The following is a 15,710-nucleotide window of genomic DNA, read 5'->3' as shown; positions in this document are numbered from 1 at the left end:
GAGAGGCCGCGCAAGTTGCGGCGGCGCATCGGCGAAAATCCGGCCCCGCTCCCGCGCCCCACCCGACTCTCCAGGCTCTCGTGACCCCCACCGTACTCAAGGGCTTCATCCTCACGCGCCACTGGCGCGACACGCCGGCCGGCACCGAAATCGAATACTGGCTGGCGACGGACGACGGGCCGCGAAAGGTGGTGCTCTCGGCCCGAACCTCCGTCGCATTCGTCGAGACCCGCCACCGCCCCGCGGTGGAGGCGCAACTGGCAACCATGCCCGGGCTGCACCTGCGCGAACTCGATCTGAAGACCTTCCAGCAGGAACCCGTCGTCGGCGTCTACGCAAGGCAGTTCCGCCAGCTCGGCCGGCTGGCGCGCGCGCTGCAGGCGCAGGGCGTTCCCGTGCTGGAGGCCGACGTGCGGCCCCATGACCGCTACCTGATGGAGCGTTTCATCACGGCGGGCGTGCAGGTCGAGGGCGGTCACGCGGACCGCGCCACCATCGTCGACTGCAGGCTCAAGCCCGCCCCCGAGTTCCGGCCCGCGCTCAAGGTGGTGTCGCTGGACATCGAGACGAGCCAGCACGAGGCGCTCTATTCGATCGCGCTGGACGGCATGCCGGAACGCGTGGTCTTCATGCTGGGCGAACCGCCGGCCGAACCCACGTCCGGAGCGGGCAAGCCCGCGGACTTCGCACTGGTCCACTGCCCGACACGCAAGGCCATGATCGAGCAGCTCAACGACTGGCTCGCGCGCAACGACCCGGATGTGGTCATCGGCTGGAACGTCATCCAGTTCGACCTGCGCGTGCTGCAGAAGACGGCCGACGAATGCGGCGTGCCATTCCAGCTGGGGCGCGAGCGCCGGCCCGTCGAATGGCGGACCCATCCGGGCAAGCAGGGCTACCTCTTCGCGCCCACGCCCGGCCGCGTGATCATCGATGGCATCGACGCGCTCAAGGCCGCGGTCTGGAGCTTTCCTTCCTTCAGCCTCGAGGCCGTTTCGCAGGCCATGCTGGGCGAGGGCAAGGCCATCGGCGACGAATACGACAAGATGGCCGAGATCGAGCGGCGATACCGGCACGACAAGCCCGCGCTCGCGCTCTACAACATCCGAGACTGCGAACTGGTGCTGCGCATCTTCGAGAAGGCGAAGCTGCTGCAGTTCGTGATGGAGCGCGCCCACACCACCGGGCTGCAGGCCGATCACTTCGGCGGCTCCATCGCCGCGTTCAGCCACCATTACCTGCCGCGCATGCATCGCCTGGGCTATGTGGCGCCGAACGTCGGCGAGATCCCGAGCAAGGCCTTCCCGGGCGGCTACGTGATGGACTCGAAGCCGGGGTTCTACGACTCCGTCGTGGTGCTCGACTACAAGAGCCTCTACCCCTCGATCATCCGGACCTTCCTCGTCGATCCCGTGGGTTTCATCGAAGGCTCGAACTCGGGCGACCCCGCGGCGGTCGTGAAAGGCCCGAAGGGAACCGTGTTCTCGCGCGAGCGCCACTGCCTGCCCGAGATCGTCACCACGCTATGGCGCGCCCGCGACGAGGCCAAGCGGCTGAAGAACGAGCCGCTGTCACAGGCTCTGAAGCTGCTCATGAACTCCTTCGCCGGCGTGCTCGGCGCGGCCGACTGCCGCTTTTTCGATCCCAGGCTGGTGTCGGCCGTGACCCTTCGCGGGCACGAGATGATGAAGCTCACGCGCGAGTTCGTGACGAAGCGCGGCTACGAAGTCATCTACGGCGACACCGACTCCATCTTCATCTGGCTCCGGCGCACCCACGCCAACGAGGAAGCGCATGCCGTCGCGGCGGGCCTGGTGAAGGACATCAACGACTGGTGGACGCGCGACCTGCGCGAGCAGCAGGGCCTGGAGAACTTCCTGGAGATCGAGTTCGACACCCATTACCGCAAGTTCTTCATGCCGACCATCCGCGGCTCGGACGTGGGCAGCAAGAAGCGCTACGCGGGCCTGAGCGTGGACGCCGCGGGCAAGGAGGAGATGGTCTATCGCGGCCTGGAGATGGCGCGCAGCGACTGGACGCCGCTGGCGCGCCAGTTCCAGGAAGGGCTGCTGTCGCGCATCTTCCATGGCGAGCCCTACCGCGAGTTCGTGGCAGCGTATGCGCAGGCGACGCTGGCAGGCGACAAGGACGACCTGCTCATCTACCGGAAGCGCCTGCGCCACCGGCTCGACGCCTACCTGGTCAACGTGCCGCCGCAGGTGCGCGCCGCACGCATCGCGGACGAATACAACGAGCGCGTCAACCGGCCCCGCCAGTACCAGAACGGCGGGTGGATCCGCTACGTCATGACCCGCAACGGACCCGAGCCGATGGAAACGCGCCATTCGCGCATCGACTACGAGCACTACCTGAGCCGGCAGCTGCAGCCGATCGCCGACGCCATCCTGCAGCCCATGGGAGAGAGCTTCGCGGCGCTGACGACATCGCAGCGAGGGCTCTTCTAGGGCTGCGGCGTCAGCGCATCAAGGTGTTCGACGGCAGGGTCTCGTCCAGCAGCTTGCGCCCGGTCTCCACGCCGGCCACCGGCAGCAGTTTCGCGTCGAGCAGCCCTACCTGCACCAGCACGCTGGCCTGGTCCCAGTAGATGTGCTCGTGGTAGAGCTTGTCGCCGCGGAACTTGATGACCGCGAGCAGCGGCACCTCGACGCGCTTGCCGGTGGGCTTGACGCCCGGCAGCATCCACGGAATCTCGGTGGTGTGGGTGAAGCAGAACAGCATCTCGTCGACCACCTGCGTGGCGCCCACGGTACGCGAGATGGGCACCAGAGAGGTGTCGGGCGGGTTGCTGTTGACGAAGTGGTTCGTGTAGAAGGCGTGCAGGTCCTTGTAGCCCACGCCGCCGGTCATGGTCGGGATGTGGTTGACGTAGGGCTCGGCCACCATCGTGCCCATGGTGTCGTCGACGTTGCGCGTGCCGAACTCGTACTCGCAGTGCTTGTCCCACAGCGCGGAGAGGTCGTAGTCGGGGCCGATGGCGCCTTTCAGCGTGGCGATGCTGCGCTCGTGCGCCATGAGCGCCGACGGCTTGTGGAAATGCTCGCCGCCGGCGCGCGCGAAGGCGTGGTCCATGCCGGGGTACACGTGCAGCGACACGCCGGGGCGGCCCTTGAGCGTCGCGAGGATGCGGTCGCGCGCCTCGGGCGGGCAGAACTTGTCGAGCTCGGCGATGTGCAGGGTGAGCGGGCTGCGGATCCTGTCGGCCTCGTCGAGCGCGGCATCGATGCCCACGCCGTAGTAGCCGACCGACACGTCCGCATCGGTGCGGCAGGCCGCGAGGTACGCGAGCTTGCCGCCGAGGCAGAAGCCGAGCACGCCGACCTTCTTGCCGGGCACCTCGGCGCGCGCGCGCAGCGCGTCGATGGCGGTCTGCATGTCTTCCATGCCCTTGGCCTCGTCGAAGCCGCCGTACAGCGCAAAGGCGCGCTGCCAGTCGGCCTCGCTGTAGCCGAGTTCGACGTTCGGCTCCTGGCGCCAGAACAGGTCGGGCACCAGCGCCACGTAGCCTTCCTCGGCGTAGTAGTCGGCCACCTCTCGCATGGTGTGGTTGATGCCGAAGATCTCCTGCGCGATCACCAGTCCCGGCCCGCTGCCGCTCTTCGGAACGGCAAGGTAGCCGCGGAAGCTGCCGCTGCCGTCGGCGGCCTTCATCTGGATGTACTGGCCCGAAGCCTGTGCCTTGTCTTGCATGTGGGTTCTCCGTTCTGGGTCTATTGCAAACATTCCGGGTGCCGCGTCGTCACCTGGTAGTAGCCAGAGTGAAAGACCAGCGGCTCGCCCTCGAAGCGGTCGTAGCGCTCGACTTCGCCGATGAAGATGAGGTGATCGCCCCCGTCATATTGCCTGACGTTGCGGCAGACGAAGCGGGCGATGACGTCGTTGAGCAACGGCACGCCCGCGGTTCCCTCGCAGCAGTCGACGCCGCCGAACTTGTCGGCCTGCGGCGTGGAGAACCGGCGGGACAGGTGATGCTGGTGCGCCGCCAGCACGTTGATCGCGAAATGGCTGGCGCCGGCGAAGTCGGCCACGCTCGGCGCGTTGCGCGCCAGGCTCCACAGCACCAGTGGCGGGTCGAGCGACACCGACGAGAACGAGTTGGCCGTCATGCCCACGCGCCGCCCGTCGATGGCGCGCGTGGTGATGACGGTGACGCCGGTCGAGAACTGCCCCAGTGCCTTGCGGAAATCGCGCCGGTCGAAGCGGTCGGCCGCGGCTTCGCGCGCCTTCTCTTCCAGGAAGCGGTCGGCCTGCGACGCATCGAACCACCAGGGCGCGAACGCGCGCGGATCGTCGAAGCCGTTGACCACCGTGCTGGCCACCGCCGGCATGTGCGTGGCGCTCTGCAGCAGCTTGTGCAGGTGCGGCTTCGGCGGCGCGAGCAGGCTGTTCGTCCAGCCGGTGGCCCAGCGGGCGTAGCCTTCCCAGTAGCGGTCGAACGTCTCCTGCATCCAGGCGGTGTCGAAGGCCGCATCGCCGTGCGCCAGGATGCGGCCCAGATAGATGGCCGCGCTCTTGGCCGCGTTGTTCGAGCCCTGCCCGGTGATCGGATCGTTCAGCACCACGACGTCGGCCAGCCCTAGCACGTGGCGCCCCGACGGCAGCCTGGCGACCGGCCTGCGCACCGTCGGCGCGACGCTGCCGACCAGCACGCCGTTGTCGTCGGTGAGCTCGATGTCCCGGCAGCGCTCGGCCTCCCAGGGCAGGAAGGTCTCGAGAACCTGCCTGCTCCGCGCCAAATGCTCCTGCGGCGTCTTCACGTCGGACCAGCAGTCCATCGGCCCGCCGGGCACGCCCTCGAACACCATGATCTCGCACGGCCCGGTGGTGGTGAGCGCGGGGAACACGAAGTATTCGCCCACGCCCGGAACCAGGTTGAAGCTCACGGCCGGGAACGGTTCGCGCGGCCGCATGCCCTTCACGTAGGTGAGCGCCAGCACGCGCTGCGGCGCATCGAACGCGCAGCGTCCGGCGTCGCGCTCGAACAGCTTCGAGATCTCTCCCTTGCCGCTCGCCACGACCACCAGGTCGTGCGACTGCGCGCAGGCCTCGAGTTCGCCGAGCCCCACGTCGTGCAGCACGAGGCGGCCGCCGCGCTGCTCGAAGGTGTTCATCCAGCCGTGGATCTTCACGCGCTGGTCGACCGACTGCGCCGCGCCGTCGAGCCGCGCGCTCCACTCGATGGCCTTGCCGCCCTGCGGGTTGCGCACCGTCATGCCGATGCCTTCCACGTCCGGGCACAGGCCGGCCCAGAAATCGAGGCCGAGTTCGCGCTCGGTCTGCAGCGCGGTCTCGAACATGCACTGGCTCGACATCACCGGCCCGTCGAAGATCTCCTGCGCCGTGCGGTTGGAGAAAACCGTCACATCGTGCCCCGCCGCCTGCAGGCCGAGCGCGAGTTGCATGCCGGACTGTCCGGCCCCGACGATGGCCACGCTTCTTGCCATGTGCTCGATCCGGTTCAGGCCGCTGCCGCGCAGGTGTCGATGTAGCGGTCGGCCTCCGCAGGGTCGGCGAACCACGGGAAGAAGGTGCGCGGGTCGTCGAAGCCGTTGGCGATCGCACTGGCCAGAGGCGGTATCGCGCCGGCGCTGCCGAGCAGCTTGAGCACGTGGTCCGGCGGCGGTGCGAGCAGCATGTTGGTCCACCGCGTGACCCATTGCGAATAGCCGAACCAGTAGCGGTCGAAGGTCTGCTGCATCCATGCGGCGTCGGCGGCATCGCCGCCGCGCGCGAGGATGCTCTTCAGGTACACGTCGGCGCACTTGGCCGCGTTGTTCGAGCCCTGGCCGGTGATCGGATCGTTGAGCACCACCACGTCGGCCAGCCCGAGCACCTTGCGGCCCGAGGGCAGCGTGGCGACGGGCTTTCGCACCGTCGGCGCGAAGCGCCCGGCAAGCGTGCCGTTGTCGTCGGTGAGCTCGACGTCCCTGCATCGCGCGGCTTCCCACGGCGTGAAGGTGTCGATGATCCATTGGCTTCGCGCCAGGTGCTCCTGTGGCGTCTTCACGTCGGCCCAGCAGTCCATCGGGCCGCCGGGCACGCCCTCGAACACCATGATCTCGCATGGCCCGGTGGTGGTGAGCGCCGGGAACACGAAGTACTCGCCCACGCCGGGGATCAGGTTGAAGCACACGGCCGAGAACGGCTCGCGCGGTGCCATGCCCTTCACGTAGGTCAGTGCGAGCGCGCGCTGCGGCTTGTCGTAGCTCGACTTGTGCGCGTCGCGCTCGAACAGTTTCGAGATCTCGCCCTTGCCGCTCGCCACCAGCGTGAGGTCGTGGGTCTGCGTGCAGGTCTCGAGTTCGTCGATGCCGGCGTCCTTGAAGACCAGCTCGCCGCCCTTCTTCTGGAAATCGGCCATCCACGCGGGGATCTTCACGCGCTGGTCGACCGACTGCGCGCTCGAGTGCAGCCGCGCGGCCCAGTCGATCACCTTCGCACCCTTCTGCTCCGGGTGCGGCACGGCCAGGCCGATGCCGTCGACCGTCGGGCACTCGCTGCCCCAGTGGTCCAGCCCGAGGTCGCGTTCGATCTGCAGCGAGCTGTGGAACATGCACTGGCTCGACATCACCTTGCCGTGGCGGATGTCGTCCCCCGTGCGGTTGCTGAACATCGTGACCTCGTAGCCCGCATCCAGCAGGCCGAGCCCCAGTTGCAGGCCCGACTGGCCCGCGCCGACGATGGCGATTCGCTTCATGGTGGTGCTCCTTGGTCGTCTGCGTGTCGGATGGCCGGTCAGTCCATCAGCTTCGGAATGGCGGGCACGGCCTGCTCGGGGCCCATGGCGGAGTACCCGCCGTCCACCGCGTAGTCGGCACCGGTCACGAAGCTCGCATGCTCCGAGCACAGGAACAGCACCACCTGCGCCACCTCGTCCGGATCGCCGACGCGGCCCAGCAGATGGAAGGGCGCGGCGACGCGGTCGGTCTTGGCGCGGTCGCCGTGCGTGAGCTGGTTCATCACGGCCGACCAGGTCCAGCCCGGCGACACGCTGTTCACGCGGATGCGGTCGGGGGCCAGGTCCATCGCCATGTTGCGCGTGAGCTGAGCCATCGCGGCCTTGCTCACCGGATAAAGCCAGCGGCCGGTCTGGGCCACGCTCGACGAGATGCTGGTGAAATTGACCACCGCACCGCCGCCGGCCGCCACCATGTGCGGATGCACGGCCTGCAGCATGGCCACCGCGCTTGCCACGTTCACGTTGAACGAGGTGAGCCAGTCGGCGCGCGGCGACTTGAAGCCGTCGTCCACGTAGGAGCACGCCAGGTTGACGAGAAAGTGCACGCCGCCGTGCCGCTCGGCCGCTTCCGCCACGCAGGCCGCCACCTGCGCGTCGTCGGTGATGTCGGTGCGCACGAAGCGCGCACCGGCGCCGAGCGAATCCGCCAGCACCTGTCCGTTGTCGGCATCGATGTCGGCGATGACGACCTTCACGCCGGCCGCATGGAGCGCACGCACCACGCCGGCGCCTATCAATGTGGAGCCACCGGTGACGATGGCGCTCCTGCCTTCGAGTCCCTTGAACATGACGCTTGATCTCCTTCGTGGATCGGCCGGGCCGGGCTGGCCCGTGGGGTCGTACGTTAGGAGCCGGGAGGCCGCGGACGCATCCCGCAAGCGCATGTGCTGTCCCTGCCGCGCATGTTTTTTGCCGAGGGGCGATCCGAATTGTGGGTGGGGACGGTTTTTGCTAGGGTCGCTTCGCCCCCCACTTCGCGCCATGGAAACCGCCGCCATCACCGCAGGGCTGCCGCTGCAGCGCTATCGACTGTTCGAGAGCCACGACATGGACGAGGCGCGCGAGAGCGTGGCGCGCGTGTTCTGCCCGCACGGCCTGACCATGCTGCGCCCGCGCACCGAACTGGACGCCTGCCACCACAGCGCGCGGCTGCACCGCGACGTGAGCCTCAACTATGTGCAGTACGGCCCCGGCGTGCAGATCGACCCGGGCTACCTGCAGGAGTTCTTCCTGTTGCAGATTCCGCTGCGCGGCGGCGCCGACATCCGCTGCGGCGCGCAGCACATTGAGGCCACGCCCCGGCTGGCGTCGCTGCCCTCGCCGACCGAGCCGCTCGCGATGCGCTGGGCCGACGACAGTCCGCACCTGATCGTGCGGCTGGCCCGCTCGGCATTGCTGTCGCGGCTCGAGGCGCTGCTTCAGGCACCGGTGCGCCAGGCGCTGGTGTTCGACCTCGGCGTGCCGCTGGACGACCCGGCGCTGGCGCCGCTGGTGCACTTCATCGACTACCTGCGGCGCACGCTCGATGCGGGCACCGCCCTGCAGGCAGGCAACCGGCTCGCCGAGCACGCCGAGGAATACCTGATGTCGAGCCTGCTGATGTCGGCGGGCCACAACCATTCGCGCGCGCTTGCGGGCAATGCGCAACGCGGGCTGCTGCCCCGCGTGGTGCGCAAGGCGCAGGAGTTCATGGCGGCGCACGCGGAGCAACCCGTGTCGCTGGCCGACGTGTGCCGCGAGGCCGGCTGCAGCGCACGCGCCCTGCAGCTGGCGTTTCGCCAGCATGCGGGCCAGGGGCCGATGGAATTCCTGCGCGAGCTCAGGCTCGACCGGGTGCGCGCCGACCTCCTGGCAGCAGGCGCGAGCCAGGGCACCGGCGTGCGCGAGGCGGCGCAGAAGTACGGCTTTCTCCACCTGGGCCACTTCGCTGCGCAGTACCGCGCGCGCTTCGGCGAGCGGCCGTCCGAGACGATGGAGCGCGGTGCGGTGCGCCGCTGATCGCACGCTTCAGCCCTTGTGGCGAAGCCCGCGTGCATGACCGTCGCGTTATTCTTCGCGCCCCACGACATGGAGACGACCGGCATGCACATCGAACACGGCGGCGAAGGCCCCGACCTGCTTCTGCTCCTGCACGGCATGGGCGCAACAGGCGCGGTGTGGTCGCCGATGCTTGCGGAAGCCGGGGCCCGCTGGCATGGACGCTGGATGGCACCCGACCTGCCCGGCCACGGGCAGTCCGGCCGGCAGGCGTCCTATGCGCCCGGCCAGATTGCAGCCAGCGTCGCGCGTGCCGTGCTGCCGCACCTCGACCCCGCGGGCCGGCTCGTGGTGCTCGGGCATTCGCTAGGCGGGGTGGTGGCGCTGGCCCTGGCCACCGGCTGGTTCGGCGTTGCGCCGCACCGGGTCTTCGGCGCCGGCATCAAGGTCGCGTGGAGCGAAGACGAAGTCCGCCGCATGGATTCGCTGGCCGCGCAGCCGGCCCGCAAGTTCGCGACGCAGGAAGAAGCCTGGGACCGCTACCTGAAGGTGTCGGGCCTGGCCGGCATCGCCGGTGCGGCGTCCTGCGCGGTTGCGCGCGGCATCGCGCACGAAACCGATGGCTGGCAGCTTGCGATGGACCCGCGCGCCAATGGCGTCGGCAAGCCGCCGCTGGCCGAACTGCTGACATTGGCGCGCTGTTCCGTCCACCTGGGCCGCGGCGCGCACGATGCGATGGTGACGATCGAGCAGACCCGCCTGTTCGACCCCGAGGCTCGCGACCTCGGGCCGAATGGCCACAACGTGATGGTGGAGGCGCCCGGCACGGTCTGGGACTGGCTGGCCTCGTTCGACTGAGTGGCACGAAGCGCGCCGCAAGGTATCGTTTCACGAAACTCCCTCACGGACTTCACTGCGACTTCACCGGGGTCGAGCACACTGCCTTTCGACAGCGGTTCGGCGCTGGTAGAGGTAGAGGCAGGGAGGGAGAAAAAAACCGCTCAGGGAACAACCTCGATGCCGACCGCTGTCACCTTTCGTTTTCGTTCACAGGCCCGCCTTCCGGCGGGCCTTTGCTTTTCCGGTGCATTCGAGAACGGCACGCCGATGCCCAGCGCGCATCGTTCACGCGCCGCCTTGGGTGATGAGGCGCGGCCGCCGCAACGTCAAATGACATCTCCGGTTCAAAGAAAATCGGCGCCATGTTCCTCCCTTCGCCGCGCGCCACCGAACGGGCCCAGGCCCTGGCCGCGAGGCTCGGCTGCGACGTCGGCGATTTCACGGAACCCTACGGGGTTCCCAAGCCGGCGCTGCTGGGCAGTCTCTCGGGGTTCGCAGTCACGCTGAAGGAATTCGGCGGACGCTGGGACCGCACCGACCGCGTGTATTTTTTCGCCAGCTGGCCGATGCTCGAGGCCGCGCTGCAGCATGTGCTCGAGCAGCGCGACAGGTCGCGCGCCGGCTGAACGCGCGCAAGTTGGCCGCGCGCGGCCGCGGATCAGAGCGCGTCGCCGTCCGCCAGCGACGGCGTCTGCGCGATGCGCTCGGAGATCACGCGGCAGGCTTCGAGCAGCGGCGCCACATAGGCCTGCTCGGGATGCTCCTTCTGGCGGAACACCAGCGTGCTGACGCTGATGGCCGCCACGGGCGCGCCGGTGGCGCCGCGGATGACGGCGCCGAAGCAGAAGATGCCCGCCTCGTTCTCCTCGTTGTCGACCGACCAGCCCCGCTGCCGCGTCTGCTCGATCTGCGCCCGCAGCGCGGCGGGCTCCACCGTGGTGTTGCCGGTGTAGCGCGGCATGGGCAGCCCCTTCATCAGCGCCTTCAGGGCCGTGTCGTCGAGTGCGGCCATATAGGCCTTGCCCACTGCCGTGGCGTGCAGCGACACGCTGGTGCCGATGCGCGAACTCATGCGCACCGCGCTCGGGCTCTCGAGCTTCTCGATGTAGACCATGTTGTTGCCGTTGGGCACGGCCAGGTGCACGGTCTCGCCGGTCTGGTCGCGCAGGCGCTTGAGTTCGTCCACCGCCGCGAGGCGGAGTTCGGAACGGCCCCAGCTGCGGCTCGCGAGCTGGATGAGCCTGGGGCCGAGCGCGAGCGTGGCGCTGTGCTGGTTCTCCACCAGGAGCCGCTCGGCGATGAGCGCCGCCACGATGCGGTGCACCGTGGGGCGCGGGTAGCCGCTGGCGCGCATCAGCGCCGCGACGTTCACCGGCTCCTGGGCGTCGGCCACGAGCTGCAGCACGTGCATGAACTTCGAGAACGATGCGGTGCCGGCGACCTGTGCCTGCACGGGCGCGGCGGCGGGCGAAGGAACGGGAGAAGAAGAAGACCGGGGAGCGGGCATAGGGCGATGGAGGAGCCTGCGGCTGGAGGGCCAGGAGCCCGGAAGAGGGGCCGGGCCATTATCCATGCGCCCTTTTTCCGCCCTGCCGGGATGGCGCCCGGCGAGCGCGCCTCAGCTCACCATGTAGCCGCCGTCCACCGGCAGGATCACGCCCGTCATGAACGATGCCGCCGGCGTGCAGAGGAACACGGCCGCGCGCGCCACGTCGTCGGGCGTGCCCCAGCGGCCCATCGGCGTGCGCGCCAGGATGGGGCCGGCGCGCGCCGGATCGTCCTGCAGCGCCTGCGTGAGCGGCGTGGCGATCCAGCCAGGCGCCACCGCGTTCACGCGGATGCCGTCGGCCGAATAGGCGATGGCCAGCGACTTGGTGAGCTGCGCCACCCCGCCCTTGCTGGCCGCATAGCCCGGCACCAGGCCGCCGCCGAAGAAGCTCAGCATCGACGCGGTGTTGACGATGCAGCCCTTGCTGGCCTTCAGCCGCTCGCGCGTGGCGCCGCACACGCGCATGGTTCCGGTGAGGTTCACGGCCAGCACCTTCTCGAACACCTCGAGGTCGTGCTCCGCGCCGCGCTGGATGATGCCGGCGCAGTTGAAGACGATGTCGAGCCGGTCGATGTCGGCCAGCGCGTCGTCGACGCTGCGGGCCGAGGTGACGTCGGCCTGCCGTGCATCGATGCCGCCGTCGAGCGTGCCGTCGCCGGCGCCGAGGCCGAGCACCGTCACCTGCGCGCCGAGCGCGGCCAGGTGGTTGGCGATGACGGCGCCGATGCCCTGCGTGGCGCCGCTGACGAGCGCGCGCTTGCCGTTGAAGAGTCCTGGCTGATAGGTCATGTCGTGTGTGTCGGTGGTCAGTTCTTGATGTCGAGCTTGCCCATCAGGGTCTTGAAGTAGGCGGCGTCGCGTGCCATGACGGCCTTGAACGCCACGTCGTCCGCGTAGGCGAAGCCGAGATTCTGCTTGTCGAGCACGGCGCGGAACGCGGGTTCGTTCGCGGCCTTCCTGCTGACGTCCTTCAGGTAGGCGACCACTTCGGGCGGCGTGTTCTTCGGCGCGGCAATGCCGCGCCAGGTGCCCAGCACCAGGTCGATGTTGCGTTCCTTGAGCGTGGGCACCTTCTCGAAACCCTTCACGCGCTGGTCGGCCATGACCGCGAGCATCTTGAACTTGCCGGCCTGCACGTAGGTGGTGACTTCGGCGGGGCTCACGGCCACTGCGTCGATGTGGCCGCCGAGCAGCGCGAGCACCGCGGGGCCCGCGCCCTGGAACGGCAGGTGGTTGAACTTGACGTTGGTCTTGTCCTCGAGCGCGGCCGCGGCCAGGTGCCAGATGGAACCGTTGCCCGCGTTGCCGACGCTGATCTTGCCGCTGTCCTTCTTCGCGGCGGCCAGGAACTCCTCGATGGTGTTCCACGGCGCGTCGGCGCGCACGGTGATGGCGGCCTGGTCGGCGTTGAGCTGCGCAATGGGCGTCATGTCGTTGTAGGTGAACTTGGCCAGGCCCATGTTGGGCAGCGTGGTGACCTCGACCGTGACGACCGCCAGGCGGTAGCCGTCGGGCCTGGCGTTGATCACGTCCTGCCAGCCGATCGCGCCGCTGGCACCGGGCTTGTTGACGATGACCACGCTCTGCGGCATGTGCTTCTGCGAGGCCTCGGCGAAGGCGCGCGCGAGTGCGTCGGTGCCACCGCCGGGCTGGAAGGGCACGACCAGCTCGATCGGGTGGTTGGGAAAGTCGCGCGCCTGCGCAGAGGCATGGCTCGTGAAGCCGAGCGCCGCCGCGGGGAGCAGGGCGAGGGCCGCGAGGCGGCGCAGGTTCATGTGGACGAATCGAATCATGGGTTGTCTCCGTGGGTCCAGGCCGGGACCCGGTTGTCGGTTCTTGTGGGGGAAGTGAAAAAGAAGTGGGTCAGTACGTGGCGCGCCCTCCCGACAGGTCGAACACCGCCCCGGTGTTGAAACTGCACGAGCCCGAGCACAGCCACGCCACCATCTCGGCGACCTCGCTGCTCTCGCCCAGGCGCCGCATCGGGCTCTTGCCGATCATGGTCTGCACGTGCGCGGGCGACATCTGCGCCAGGATGGGCGTGCGCACCGCGGCCGGCGCGATGGCGTTCACCAGGATGCTGGTGGTCGCCAGTTCCTTGCCCAGCGACTTGGTCAGCGCCAGCACGCCGGCCTTGGCCGCGCTGTAGGCCGAGGCGTCGGGCGTGCCCTCCTTGCCGGCGAGCGACGCGATGTTGACGATGCGGCCTGCGCCGGCGCCCTCGTTCGCGGCACGCATGTGCGGCACCACGGCGCGGCACACGTTGAATGTGCCGACAAGGTTCACATCGACGATGCGCCGCCACACGGCGGGGTCGTAGGCGTCGAGCGCCATGGTGGGTCCGGCGAAGCCGGCGCTGTTGACCACGAAGTCGATGCGGCCGAAGCGCGCGGCCGCCTCGTGCGCGGCGCGCTGGACGATGGCGCCATCGGTCACGTCGACCTGCCAGGCGTCGTCGCCGGCAGGCTCGGCCATGTCCCACACCGCCACGCGCGCGCCGCTGTGCCGCAATTGCGCGGCCACCTCGGCGCCGATGCCGCTCGCGCCGCCGGTCACCAACGCCACACTGCCGGCGAAGTCGTAGCGCGCGCGGCCGTAGCCCGCGGGTGATGCGCTCATCGGATGAACTGCTTGGTGAAGTCCGCGCCCAGCCCCACCGACTCGAAGTGCTTGCGGCACATGTCGATCTTGGTGAACACGTCCTCGTAGCCCATGCCCTTGCCCCAGGGGTCGGTGTAGTACATGACACCGTTGACCTGGAAGTACGTGATCATTTCCTCGACGTCTTCCGGCACGTACAGCGTGTGCGTCTCGCCCGGCGGCTCGTACACGTAGCTGCCTTCGGTGGCTTCCCAGTCGTGCTCCAGGTAGCGCCACCGGCCCTTCAGCACGAAGCCGTGCACGGCCTGCGGATGGCGATGCCGGCTCAGCACGCCCGACTTGCGCACGCGCAGCAGGTTCATCCAGTAGCCCTGGCTCGCGTTCAGGCACAGCGGGCGGAACCACACGTTCTCTGCCTGCGGCACCCACAGCCGCTCATCGGTCGGAATGGCGTGGGGCACCACGATCTCGGGCAATGCGTCCGGAGGGTTGGGGTACTGGTAGGGCGTCTTGGGGTTCGGGTCCGAATCGTCGAGGGGCATGGTTTTGTCCATATTGTGGATACACGTCCATATTGTAGACAATCCTACCGAAAGCGCCGCCCTGTGTAAAACCCTGACGAACTGGCGCCACGCCGAAGTCCTCCACAAAATCTCCCAAATGGGCCGCGATCATTCGGTGGTCCGCTTGATTCCTCCGGCGGACACCTCCCTCCACAGGCCCTTTGCGAGATCGGGGCCATTCAGCCCGCCTTGTGCGGGCTGTTTTTTTTGGAGGTGCGTCCTTGCGATCCGCACCGGGCAGGCGGGATCGTCCGCACCGCGCGCAAGCAAGCGGTCGGATGCGGGTCGTCGGAAGAAAAGCGTCGCTCAGGGCTAGCGCGCCCACGGGCTCGCCCGCCCTTCATTCAATCGGAGCGATGTCCGGATCGCCTTCTCTGTGGCCGTGCCGTCGATGGCGTCGTGCAATCGCGCGATGCCGCAATGGAACGGTCAGCGGGCGAGCGACGCAGCGGCGCGCGCGCTCACACGCACTCGGGCGCGACCGTGTCCAGCACCCTTGCCAGGTGCTCGACGAGCCGGCCCGAATAGGCCTGCGCGGGATGCAGGATGTCCGCCATCTCCGTGGCGCGCACCGGCACGCTGCCCCAGTCGGCGAAGGGCACGGCCAGATCCCGCGCCACGCGCCGCACGGCCGCATCGCCCAGCGCGCGCACCTCGGTGCCGGTTAAGGTGCGCGACAGGCCTGTGAGCACCACCTGGCGGCCTTCCGCCCTGGCCTTAGCGACCATCGCGCGCAAGGCGCTCTCCAGTGGCAGCCCTTGCATCGCGTCGTTGAGCCCGTGCTCGATGACCACGATGCGGCCAACGCGTTCCTCGCTTGCGAACGACGCCGACCGCGCGCTCGCGGTCTCGCCGTTCACCGTCCGGTCGACGACGCGGTAGCGAGGGCGCAGGCGGCGCAGCGCGTCCGCCGGCGGTTCCCGCAGTCTTCGGTCGCCGAGGTAACCGCCGTGCAGGATCGAATCGCCGTACAGCTCGACGCTGCAGGCAGCACCCAGCTTGGGTCCCGGCGCATCCGTCGCAGCCGAGCGGACAGGGGCGACAATCGGTGCGACACGGGACGGCGAACAGCCGGCGGCAAGCGTCACACCCAGCGCGGCGGCCGCAAGAGCGAAGGCCTGGAGCCGTCGGGCATGGCGGGTCGGGATGCGGATGGAACAAGGCACCCATCGACAGTAAGGAGCAATTGAGGCGAAATTGTGGAGCAGATGGTCTCGACGGGATGCGTGCGCTTACTTTGTGCAGAAGACCTGAGCCCTTAGGAGAAACAGCGGCCGCATCCGACGAAGCTGGATGGTCCGTCCGTCCAGTTCTGTGCCCATGTGCAAGGACTCGCCAACCGGCTTGGCTTTTCAGTCGGCGACCTTGTGGACATACACGGCAAGATCGGACCCGAATGGCTTGGAATGCCTGTCGCAGTTCA

14 protein-coding genes and 1 pseudogene are annotated in these 15,710 nt (G+C 68.6%); 4 read left to right on the top strand and 11 right to left on the bottom strand.

Going from position 1 to position 15,710, the window contains the following annotated elements; all coding sequences use genetic code 11:
- The first annotated feature begins 80 nt into the window (after positions 1-80).
- Positions 81-2,465, top strand: coding sequence for a DNA polymerase II (locus tag AACL56_RS30395; RefSeq protein WP_339093789.1), 2,385 nt, complete (start codon positions 81-83; stop codon positions 2,463-2,465).
- 10 nt (positions 2,466-2,475) lie between these two features.
- Here AACL56_RS30395 and AACL56_RS30390 read toward each other — a convergent pair whose 3' ends face one another.
- The 5 genes and pseudogenes from AACL56_RS30390 to AACL56_RS30370 all read right to left on the bottom strand — a co-directional run bounded on the left by AACL56_RS30390 (position 2,476) and on the right by AACL56_RS30370 (position 7,545).
- Positions 2,476-3,708 carry a dienelactone hydrolase family protein gene (locus AACL56_RS30390; RefSeq protein WP_339093787.1) on the bottom strand — a complete coding sequence of 411 codons (1,233 nt, stop codon included), beginning with the start codon at positions 3,706-3,708 and terminating at the stop codon, positions 2,476-2,478.
- A gap of 20 nt (positions 3,709-3,728) precedes the next feature.
- The gene (locus AACL56_RS30385; protein WP_339095284.1) at positions 3,729-4,253 is read right to left on the bottom strand and encodes a flavin reductase family protein; all 525 of its coding nucleotides are present in this window, start codon (positions 4,251-4,253) and stop codon (positions 3,729-3,731) included.
- Positions 4,227-5,462: pseudogene (locus tag AACL56_RS30380) on the bottom strand (styrene monooxygenase/indole monooxygenase family protein); the annotation flags it as partial. The gene AACL56_RS30385 and the pseudogene AACL56_RS30380, both read right to left, overlap by 27 nt.
- A gap of 14 nt (positions 5,463-5,476) precedes the next feature.
- Positions 5,477-6,715 carry a styrene monooxygenase/indole monooxygenase family protein gene (locus AACL56_RS30375; protein ID WP_339093785.1) on the bottom strand — a complete coding sequence of 413 codons (1,239 nt, stop codon included), beginning with the start codon at positions 6,713-6,715 and terminating at the stop codon, positions 5,477-5,479.
- Between the two features lie 38 nt (positions 6,716-6,753).
- Positions 6,754-7,545, bottom strand: coding sequence for an SDR family oxidoreductase (locus AACL56_RS30370; protein WP_339093783.1), 792 nt, complete (start codon positions 7,543-7,545; stop codon positions 6,754-6,756).
- A 208-nt stretch (positions 7,546-7,753) separates the two neighbouring features.
- Between AACL56_RS30370 and AACL56_RS30365 the strand changes: the two genes are divergently transcribed.
- The 3 genes from AACL56_RS30365 (at position 7,754) to AACL56_RS30355 (ending at position 10,200) form a co-directional block, all read left to right on the top strand.
- Positions 7,754-8,755 carry an AraC family transcriptional regulator gene (locus AACL56_RS30365; RefSeq protein ID WP_339095282.1) on the top strand — a complete coding sequence of 334 codons (1,002 nt, stop codon included), beginning with the start codon at positions 7,754-7,756 and terminating at the stop codon, positions 8,753-8,755.
- 36 nt (positions 8,756-8,791) lie between these two features.
- Positions 8,792-9,592: an alpha/beta fold hydrolase gene (locus AACL56_RS30360; RefSeq protein WP_339093781.1), complete on the top strand. Its 801-nt coding sequence runs from the start codon at positions 8,792-8,794 to the stop codon at positions 9,590-9,592.
- Positions 9,593-9,936: 344 nt separating this feature from the next.
- Complete coding sequence (locus AACL56_RS30355) at positions 9,937-10,200, top strand: hypothetical protein (RefSeq protein ID WP_339093779.1); 264 nt, start codon at positions 9,937-9,939, stop codon at positions 10,198-10,200.
- 32 nt (positions 10,201-10,232) lie between these two features.
- Here the strand turns inward: AACL56_RS30355 and AACL56_RS30350 are convergent, their stop codons facing one another.
- The 6 genes from AACL56_RS30350 to AACL56_RS30325 form a co-directional block, all read right to left on the bottom strand.
- Positions 10,233-11,081 carry an IclR family transcriptional regulator gene (locus tag AACL56_RS30350; RefSeq protein WP_339093777.1) on the bottom strand — a complete coding sequence of 283 codons (849 nt, stop codon included), beginning with the start codon at positions 11,079-11,081 and terminating at the stop codon, positions 10,233-10,235.
- Positions 11,082-11,192: 111 nt separating this feature from the next.
- The gene (locus tag AACL56_RS30345; protein ID WP_339093775.1) at positions 11,193-11,912 is read right to left on the bottom strand and encodes an SDR family NAD(P)-dependent oxidoreductase; all 720 of its coding nucleotides are present in this window, start codon (positions 11,910-11,912) and stop codon (positions 11,193-11,195) included.
- A gap of 17 nt (positions 11,913-11,929) precedes the next feature.
- Positions 11,930-12,916: a tripartite tricarboxylate transporter substrate binding protein gene (locus tag AACL56_RS30340; protein WP_339093773.1), complete on the bottom strand. Its 987-nt coding sequence runs from the start codon at positions 12,914-12,916 to the stop codon at positions 11,930-11,932.
- 70 nt (positions 12,917-12,986) lie between these two features.
- The gene (locus tag AACL56_RS30335; protein ID WP_339093771.1) at positions 12,987-13,742 is read right to left on the bottom strand and encodes an SDR family NAD(P)-dependent oxidoreductase; all 756 of its coding nucleotides are present in this window, start codon (positions 13,740-13,742) and stop codon (positions 12,987-12,989) included.
- Positions 13,739-14,266: a 2,4'-dihydroxyacetophenone dioxygenase family protein gene (locus AACL56_RS30330; protein WP_339093769.1), complete on the bottom strand. Its 528-nt coding sequence runs from the start codon at positions 14,264-14,266 to the stop codon at positions 13,739-13,741. Before AACL56_RS30330 ends, AACL56_RS30335 begins: the two co-directional genes overlap by 4 nt.
- A 482-nt stretch (positions 14,267-14,748) precedes the next feature.
- The gene (locus AACL56_RS30325) at positions 14,749-15,375 is read right to left on the bottom strand and encodes a GDSL-type esterase/lipase family protein (RefSeq protein WP_339093767.1); all 627 of its coding nucleotides are present in this window, start codon (positions 15,373-15,375) and stop codon (positions 14,749-14,751) included.
- Between the last annotated feature and the right edge of the window lie 335 nt (positions 15,376-15,710).

Source organism: Variovorax paradoxus, assembly GCF_902712855.1.
GTDB classification, from domain to species: Bacteria; Pseudomonadota; Gammaproteobacteria; order Burkholderiales; family Burkholderiaceae_C; genus Variovorax; species Variovorax paradoxus_Q.
This window is presented reverse-complemented; position numbering and strand designations above follow the sequence as displayed.